This window comes from Pseudomonas sp. EL_65y_Pfl2_R96, assembly GCF_963970905.1.
In the GTDB taxonomy this organism is placed as follows: Bacteria; Pseudomonadota; Gammaproteobacteria; order Pseudomonadales; family Pseudomonadaceae; genus Aquipseudomonas.
The window spans coordinates 1-7,273 of record NZ_CAXAQH010000062.1 but is presented as its reverse complement, the minus strand read 5'-3'; the positions used below and the strand labels follow the sequence as shown (position 1 = coordinate 7,273).

General features: G+C 60.2%; 6 protein-coding genes. 3 read left to right on the top strand and 3 right to left on the bottom strand.

Annotated elements, in window-relative coordinates; all coding sequences use genetic code 11:
- Window positions 1-202 precede the first annotated feature (202 nt).
- On the bottom strand, window positions 203-565 hold the full coding sequence (locus tag AACY49_RS29175) for a cupin domain-containing protein (protein WP_258698483.1): 363 nt from the start codon (window positions 563-565) through the stop codon (window positions 203-205).
- Between the two features lie 229 nt (window positions 566-794).
- Between AACY49_RS29175 and AACY49_RS29170 the strand changes: the two genes are divergently transcribed.
- Window positions 795-2,288, top strand: a complete 1,494-nt coding sequence (locus AACY49_RS29170; protein ID WP_339527622.1) for an aldehyde dehydrogenase — start codon at window positions 795-797, stop codon at window positions 2,286-2,288.
- A 180-nt stretch (window positions 2,289-2,468) separates the two neighbouring features.
- Window positions 2,469-3,614 carry an MFS transporter gene (locus AACY49_RS29165; protein ID WP_258698485.1) on the top strand — a complete coding sequence of 382 codons (1,146 nt, stop codon included), beginning with the start codon at window positions 2,469-2,471 and terminating at the stop codon, window positions 3,612-3,614.
- A gap of 29 nt (window positions 3,615-3,643) precedes the next feature.
- On the opposite strand, the gene AACY49_RS29160 is transcribed toward AACY49_RS29165, so the two are convergent.
- Together AACY49_RS29160 and AACY49_RS29155 are read right to left on the bottom strand one after the other, a co-directional pair.
- On the bottom strand, window positions 3,644-5,209 hold the full coding sequence (locus AACY49_RS29160) for a phospholipase D family protein (protein ID WP_339527620.1): 1,566 nt from the start codon (window positions 5,207-5,209) through the stop codon (window positions 3,644-3,646).
- 58 nt (window positions 5,210-5,267) lie between these two features.
- A complete protein-coding gene (locus AACY49_RS29155; protein WP_258698487.1) occupies window positions 5,268-6,689 on the bottom strand; it encodes an aminotransferase-like domain-containing protein in 1,422 nt (473 codons plus the stop codon).
- Window positions 6,690-6,869: 180 nt separating this feature from the next.
- On the opposite strand from AACY49_RS29155, the gene AACY49_RS29150 reads away from it, so the two are divergent.
- Window positions 6,870-7,115 carry a DUF1127 domain-containing protein gene (locus AACY49_RS29150; protein WP_339527618.1) on the top strand — a complete coding sequence of 82 codons (246 nt, stop codon included), beginning with the start codon at window positions 6,870-6,872 and terminating at the stop codon, window positions 7,113-7,115.
- The last annotated feature ends 158 nt before the right edge of the window (window positions 7,116-7,273 follow it).

Genomic DNA, 7,273 nt, shown 5'->3' with positions numbered 1-7,273 from the left:
GAAAGAACCCTTGGCCTAAACGGGTCGCGGTGTTCCTGTAGGGCATCGCATGGCCTAAAGCTGTGGGAGTTCAGCTGTCTATCGATAGACCTTCAAAATAAAAACCATCAAGACAGTTGCTCCCACAGGTATTGTGATCGACACAGATCCCTGTGGGAGCGTGGCTTGCCCGCGATGAGGCCGGCCCAAACAGCACAAATCTTCAGACCTTCTGTTCAAACACCACATAAATCTTGCGGCACGGCTCCAGCACCTCCCAAGTGCCCCTGAAACCGGCCGGAATCACGAAGCGATCGCCCACGCGAAGGGTCTTGGCGTTGCCGTCGTTGTCGCGCAGTACTGAAACCCCCTGCACGATTTCGCAGTACTCGTGTTCGGTGTAGTTCACCCGCCATTGGCCGACTTCGCCTTCCCAAACACCTGCACTCATCTGGCCGCACGGGCTGTTGTAGTGGTTGTACACCGCTTGCTCGGGATCGCCCTTGAGGATTTTTGCCGGGTCTGGCCGATAGCGATCGGGCTGGGTGGTGGCTTGGCTGAAATCGACGATATCCTGAATGCTCATGCGGGTATTCCCCCGTGATTGCGGCCTGGAAAATTGAAAGTCTATGTTTATTAAAATGAACATCGTAAGGCCGTTTGCCGGCCTTTTGTCAAATATATTGAAACTTCACCTGCCGCTGGTTTAGGGTAACGGTTGCCTTGAGCCGAAAAGCAGGCTGGCCGGGCAGAATTCCTGACAGCGCCCGCGAAGACCGCGGGGCGCTCGTATTCAATAAGAGGAGGACACTCGTATGACCACCCTGACTCGTGCCGATTGGGAGCAACGGGCTCGCGATCTGAAGATCGAAGGCCGCGCCTACATCAATGGCGAATACACCGATGCAGTCTCCGGCGAGATGTTCGAGTGCATCAGCCCCGTCGATGGCCGTCTGCTGGGCAAGATTGCCAGCTGTGACGCCGCCGACGCCCAGCGTGCCGTGGAAAACGCCCGCACCACTTTCAATTCCGGCATCTGGTCGCGTCTGGCACCGACCAAGCGCAAAGCCACCATGATTCGTTTTGCCGGCCTGCTGAAACAGCACGCCGAAGAATTGGCCCTGCTCGAAACCCTGGACATGGGCAAACCGATCAGCGATTCCCTGTACATCGACGTTCCCGGCGCGGCGCAAGCCCTGAGCTGGAGCGGTGAAGCCATCGACAAGATCTACGACGAAGTCGCCGCCACCCCGCACGATCAGTTGGGTCTGGTGACTCGCGAGCCGGTCGGCGTGGTCGGCGCGATCGTGCCGTGGAACTTCCCGTTGATGATGGCCTGCTGGAAACTCGGCCCGGCGCTGTCCACCGGTAACTCGGTGATCCTCAAACCTTCCGAAAAATCGCCGCTGACGGCCATTCGTATCGCTGCATTGGCGGTTGAGGCTGGTATTCCGAAAGGTGTGCTGAACGTGTTGCCGGGATATGGCCACACCGTTGGCAAGGCCCTGGCCCTGCACAACGACGTCGACACCCTGGTGTTCACCGGCTCGACCAAGATCGCCAAGCAACTGCTGATCTACTCCGGCGAATCGAACATGAAGCGTGTCTGGCTCGAAGCCGGCGGCAAGAGCCCAAACATCGTGTTTGCCGATGCGCCAGACCTGCAAGCCGCCGCCGAATCGGCTGCCAGTGCCATCGCCTTCAACCAGGGCGAGGTCTGCACCGCCGGTTCGCGCCTGCTGGTCGAGCGTTCGATCAAAGACAAATTCCTGCCGCTGGTGATCGAAGCCCTCAAGGCCTGGAAGCCGGGCAATCCGCTGGACCCTGCGACCAACGTCGGTGCGCTGGTGGATACCCAGCAGATGAACACCGTGCTGTCCTACATCGAATCCGGTCACACCGATGGCGCCAAACTGGTGGCTGGCGGCAAGCGCATTCTTCAGGAAACCGGTGGCACCTACGTCGAGCCGACGATTTTCGACGGTGTCAGCAACGCGATGAAAATTGCCCAGGAGGAGATCTTTGGTCCCGTGTTGTCGGTGATTACCTTCGATACCGCCGAAGAAGCCATTGCGATTGCCAACGACACCCCTTACGGCCTCGCGGCTGCGGTATGGACCACGGACATCTCTAAGGCCCACCTCACCGCCAAGGCCTTGCGCGCCGGTAGCGTGTGGGTCAACCAGTACGATGGTGGCGACATGACCGCGCCGTTCGGTGGTTTCAAACAGTCTGGCAACGGTCGTGACAAGTCGCTGCACGCGTTCGACAAGTACACCGAGCTGAAGGCGACCTGGATCAAGTTGTAATAGGTCGCGGGCCCCGGTTCATCGGGGCCCGCTGCAACATAGATCCCTTGTGGGAGCGAGCCTGCTCGCGATAGCGGTATGACAGTCGACGTCTATGTTGAATGTTGCTCCGTCATCGCGAGCAGGCTCGCTCCCACAGTGTTTTGCGCTGCACATAAAATATCCACAGGAGCGTGGAACATGCGTTGGGCGACTTATTTCGCCGTCTTGGCGTCTGTCTTGAGTGTCGGCCTGGCCCTGGGTGTCAGCATGCCGTTGGTATCGCTGCGCCTGGAAGGCTGGGGTTATGGCTCGTTTGCCATTGGTGTGATGGCGGCGATGCCGGCTATTGGCGTATTGCTGGGGGCGAAAATCTCCAGCCACCTCGCGGCCCGTCTCGGCACGGCCAATCTGATGCGCCTGTGCCTGTGGGCCGGGGCGGTATCCATCGGCTTGCTGGCGCTGTGGCCGAGCTACCCGATCTGGCTGGTGCTGCGGTTGATGATCGGGGTGATCCTGACCCTTGTCTTCATCCTCGGCGAAAGCTGGATCAATCAGCTGGTAGTGGAACAATGGCGCGGGCGACTGGTGGCGCTGTATGGCAGTAGCTATGCGCTGAGCCAGCTGGCCGGGCCGTTATTGTTGGGTGCGTTGGGCACCGAGCACGATTATGGCTTCTGGGTCGGCGTCGGTTTGCTGATGACTTCACCGCTCCTGCTGCTGGGCCGCAGCGGCGCACCCACCAGCGAAGCCTGCGGCGTGACCTTGAGCGACCTGCTGAATTTCTGCCGTGGCCTGCCGGCAATTGCCTGGGCGGTGTCGCTGTTCGCCGCGTTCGAAGCGATGATCCTGACCTTGTTGCCGGTCTATTGCCTGCGTCAGGGGTTCACCACGGAAATCGCCCTGGCGATGGTCAGCACCGTGGTGGTGGGTGATGCCTTGCTGCAATTGCCGATTGGCGCACTGGCTGATCGCTTGTCGAGGCGTGCATTGTTCACCGGCTGCGCGATGCTCTTGCTGCTGTCGAGTCTGGCGATTCCGTTGTTGATCGATACGCTGTTGATCTGGCCACTCTGGGTGTTGTTCGGTGCCAGTGCCGGCGGTTTGTTCACCTTGTCGCTGATTCTGATCGGCGAGCGTTACCGCGACGATGCCTTGGTGCGGGCCAATGCCCATATCGCACAGCTATGGGGGGTTGGTTGCCTGATCGGGCCGTTGGCGGCTGGTGCCGGGAGCCAGTGGATCAGCGGGCATGCCTTGCCGTTGCTGATGGCGGCGGGTGCGTTGGGGTTGGTGATTCTGGTGTCGCGGCAAGGGGCGTTTGGCACGGTTGCCGAACCGGCCTGAGCGCTGCACAAGCCCCCTCGCCACAGGGTCTAGAGCATCTTCTCCAGGCCGACCGTACTGCTGAGCCACGAATTGAAGTGTCGCCACCAACTCCCCGGCTCCTCGGTCAATGTGTGCTGTTTGCCGTCATCTTCGGTGACCCAGACCATCTGACCTTTTTCCAGCCGTGCCTGATAGCTGAGGGCGGGCGCCATACCCTCCAGTGCCAGTTCGCGCACACGCCCGGCGAGTTCCGGGCTGTCCACCAGCACCCCGACTTCGGTGTTCCACAGCACCGAGCGCGGGTCGAAATTGAATGAGCCGATGAAGGCTTTCTGCCGGTCGAAGATGATCGCCTTGCTGTGCAGGCTGGAACCGGAACCGCGATAAGACTTGCTGTGAAAGAGATGCGGCGCACTGCCGCCTTCACCGGGCTGGCCGCGCAATTCGAATAACTGCACGCCATGCTCCAGCATCGTCTTGCGATACGGCGCGTACCCGCCATGCACCGCCGGTACGTCGGTGGCTTCCAGTGAGTTGGTCAGCATGCTTACCGACACCCCGGCATCGGCGCGCCCGGTCAGGTACACCAGCCCCGGTGGGCCAGGTACGAAGTAGGCCGAGATCATGATCAGCTCTTTGCTGACTCCATTGAGTTCGGGCGCCAACTGGGTGCTCAGCAGCAAGTGCGGATCAGGCTCGCCGTTGGACAGCACCTTGCTCGGTGCGTCCCACAGCGCCTGGTTCCAGGCCCAGATCAGCTCCCGACGCCAGACGTCCAGGCGCGGGTGAGTGGCGTAGGTCATCAACTGTTGATAGAGCGCGTGATTCTGTTTGCGCGTTTCCTCCAGGGACTCGTCCAGTCGGGTCCGGGTATTTTTCAGGTCCCTGGTTGTCGGCTTGCTCGAGAGAAACTGTTCGATCGGCTTGCTCAGGGCGCTGTTCCAGTACTGATCGAAGCTGTGCCCCAGCTGTTCTGCAACCGGGCCGACGCTGAGCATGTCGATGTCGGTGAAATTCAGCTTGGGCTCGGCATCGAAATACTCGTCCCCCAGGTTACGCCCGCCAACGATCGCCGCGCTGTTGTCCGCCAACCACAGTTTGTTGTGCATGCGTCGGTGTTGCAGCGACACGTTGAACAATCGGCCCATGGCTCGCGTGACGCCGGTGCTGCGACCCAGGTGCAGCGGGTTGAACACGCGGATCTGAATCTGTGGATGCGCGGCAAGGGTTGCGATGATCCGGTCCAGGCCATCGCTGGCGGTGTCGTCGAGCAAAATCCGCACCCGCACGCCACGGTCGACGGCTTTGAGCAACTCGCTTACCAGTATCCGTGTGCTGATGCCGTCATGGACGATGTAGTACTGCAAATCGAGGCTGCTTTGGGCGTTGCGAATCAGCTCGGCGCGAGCGGTGAAGGCCTCGGTGCTGTCGGAGAGCAAGCGAAAGCCCGATTGGCCCTGGTGGGGAGCGGCCTGGGCCTGGATCGAACGGCCGAACGCAGAAGTAGCCGCCGACAGGGCCTGACTTGGTTCGCGAGGGATGTGGGGCGTCGCGCAGCCACCCAGGAACGAGGCGAGGAACAGAAGAGCAAGCAGGGGCTGTCTGATTCTCACGGGTAATGTTCCGGTGGCGGCCGTTGTTAGTATATGGACGCTGGTTCCCGAAGAAAGGTCAGTCGGTCTCCGCCAGCAGCTTGATCGCCGCGGCGCCGACCTTGCGCACGGCTTCTTCGATTTGCGGTGTGGGCTTGGCAGCGTAGTTCATACGCAGGCAATTGCGGTATTTGCCCGAGGCGGAAAAGATACTGCCGACGGCAATTTGTACGCCTTGATCATGCAGCGCACGATTGAGTTTCAGGGTGTCGAAACCCTCTGGCAGTTCGACCCACAGCATGAAGCTGCCTTGCGGACGACTGGCGCGGGTGCCTGTGGGGAAATAGCGGGTGACCCAATCGATCATCAAGTCGCGATTACGCTGGTATTGCGTACGCATCCGCCGCAAATGCGGTTCGAAAAGCCCTGCCTTGAGAAACTCGGCAATCGCAATTTGCGGTTGCGGCGCAGTGGAGCCGGTGCTGATGTATTTCATGTGCAGCACTCGTTCCAGATAACGGCCCGGTGCGACCCAACCAATGCGCAGGCCTGGTGCCAGGGTCTTGGAAAATGAACTGCACAGCAGGACGCGGCCGTCTTCGTCGAAGGATTTGATCGTGCGCGGGCGTGGGTAGGTGTAGGCCAGTTCGCCATACACATCGTCCTCGATAATCGCCACGTCGAAGCGCTGTGCCAGCGTCAACAACGCACGTTTGCGCGACTCCGGCATGATGTAGCCCAACGGGTTATTGCAGTTGGGGGTCAACTGTATGACCTTGATCGGCCATTGCTCCAACGCCAGTTCCAAAGCATCGAGGCTGATGCCGGTGAGCGGGTCGGTGGGGATTTCCAGGGCTTTCATGCCCAGGCCCTTGAGCGTCTGCATGGCGCCGTGAAAGCTCGGTGAGTCCACGGCCACGATATCCCCCGGCTCGCAGATAGCGCGGATGCTGGTGGACAGCGCTTCGTGGCAACCGGTGGTGATCACCAGATCGTTGGCGCTCAACTGGCAACCGGAATCGAGCAGCAGGCGAGCGATCTGTTCGCGCAGTTCGAGGGTGCCGCAGATGTTGTCGTAATACAGGCCGGGCATGTCCTGCCGACGGCTGATTCGCGCCAGGTTGCGTAGCAGAGGTTTCATGGTCGGCGTGGTGATGTCCGGCATGCCACGGCCCAGTTGCACGACATCCTTGCGTGGCACCGCGCGGATCAGTTCCAGCACCTGATCCCATTGCGAAATATCCACCGGGCGTTGGGCGGGGCGACCAACCACTGGCAGCTCCGGTAGCTCGCGGCCCACGGGCACGAAGTAGCCGGATTTGGGTTTGGGCATCGCCAGGCCCACGTCTTCCAGCACGCGATAGGCCTGCTGCACCGTGCTCAGGCTGACCCCGTGTTCGACACTCAGCGCCCGCACCGACGGTAGCCGGTCGCCGGGGCGATAAAAGCCCTGTTCGATACGTGTGCCGAGCAACTCGGCAAGGTTGACGTATAGGGTCATAGCTCAGTCTCGGTATGGGGGACTCGGTTAACCAGTACAGATTTGGCAAAAATAAGTGATTCAGAGGCCGAAACGGAAAAACTGTATGGAATTAATACAGGCTCGTTGAATCTGTAATGCTTTTATCCGTCCGCGCATCATGAAAGCTCTGGCTACCCAAGTAAACAGGAGCGACGAAAAATGAACGGCTTGAGCGATGTGCGGCTGACGTTACACAGTCAGGAACTGGCGGCAGGGCAAAAGAACGGCGCACGCGAGGCGGTCATGCGCAACGTACCGTCCTTCCTGGGTCGCTGGGGTCTGTTCTGGCATCGTCTGCACACGCGCAAGGCATTGCTGGAGCTGACACCGGCGCAACTCAAGGATGTCGGGTTGAGTCTGGAGCAGGCGCGGGAGGAGGGGCTTAAACCCTTTTGGCGGATCTGAGCATTGCTGCGCTCATTAAATCGATTCGCGAGCAAGCCCGCTTGTGTCTTGCGCAGGACTTAGACTGAGGGTGAGAGCGGTGAGTGGCAAGCTGAATGCCCGGAGTGCTTAAAGCACGTGTGGGAGCCCATGCTGCCATTCACCTCTCCGCTCTGGTT

Bases quoted from the DNA above. Each gene is read 5' to 3' on its own strand.
- AACY49_RS29175 (WP_258698483.1), bottom strand. From the start codon at position 565: ATGAGCATTCAGGATATCGTCGATTTCAGCCAAGCCACCACCCAGCCC.
- AACY49_RS29170 (WP_339527622.1), top strand. From the start codon at position 795: ATGACCACCCTGACTCGTGCCGATTGGGAGCAACGGGCTCGCGATCTG.
- AACY49_RS29165 (WP_258698485.1), top strand. From the start codon at position 2,469: ATGCGTTGGGCGACTTATTTCGCCGTCTTGGCGTCTGTCTTGAGTGTC.
- AACY49_RS29155 (WP_258698487.1), bottom strand. From the start codon at position 6,689: ATGACCCTATACGTCAACCTTGCCGAGTTGCTCGGCACACGTATCGAA.
- AACY49_RS29150 (WP_339527618.1), top strand. From the start codon at position 6,870: ATGAACGGCTTGAGCGATGTGCGGCTGACGTTACACAGTCAGGAACTG.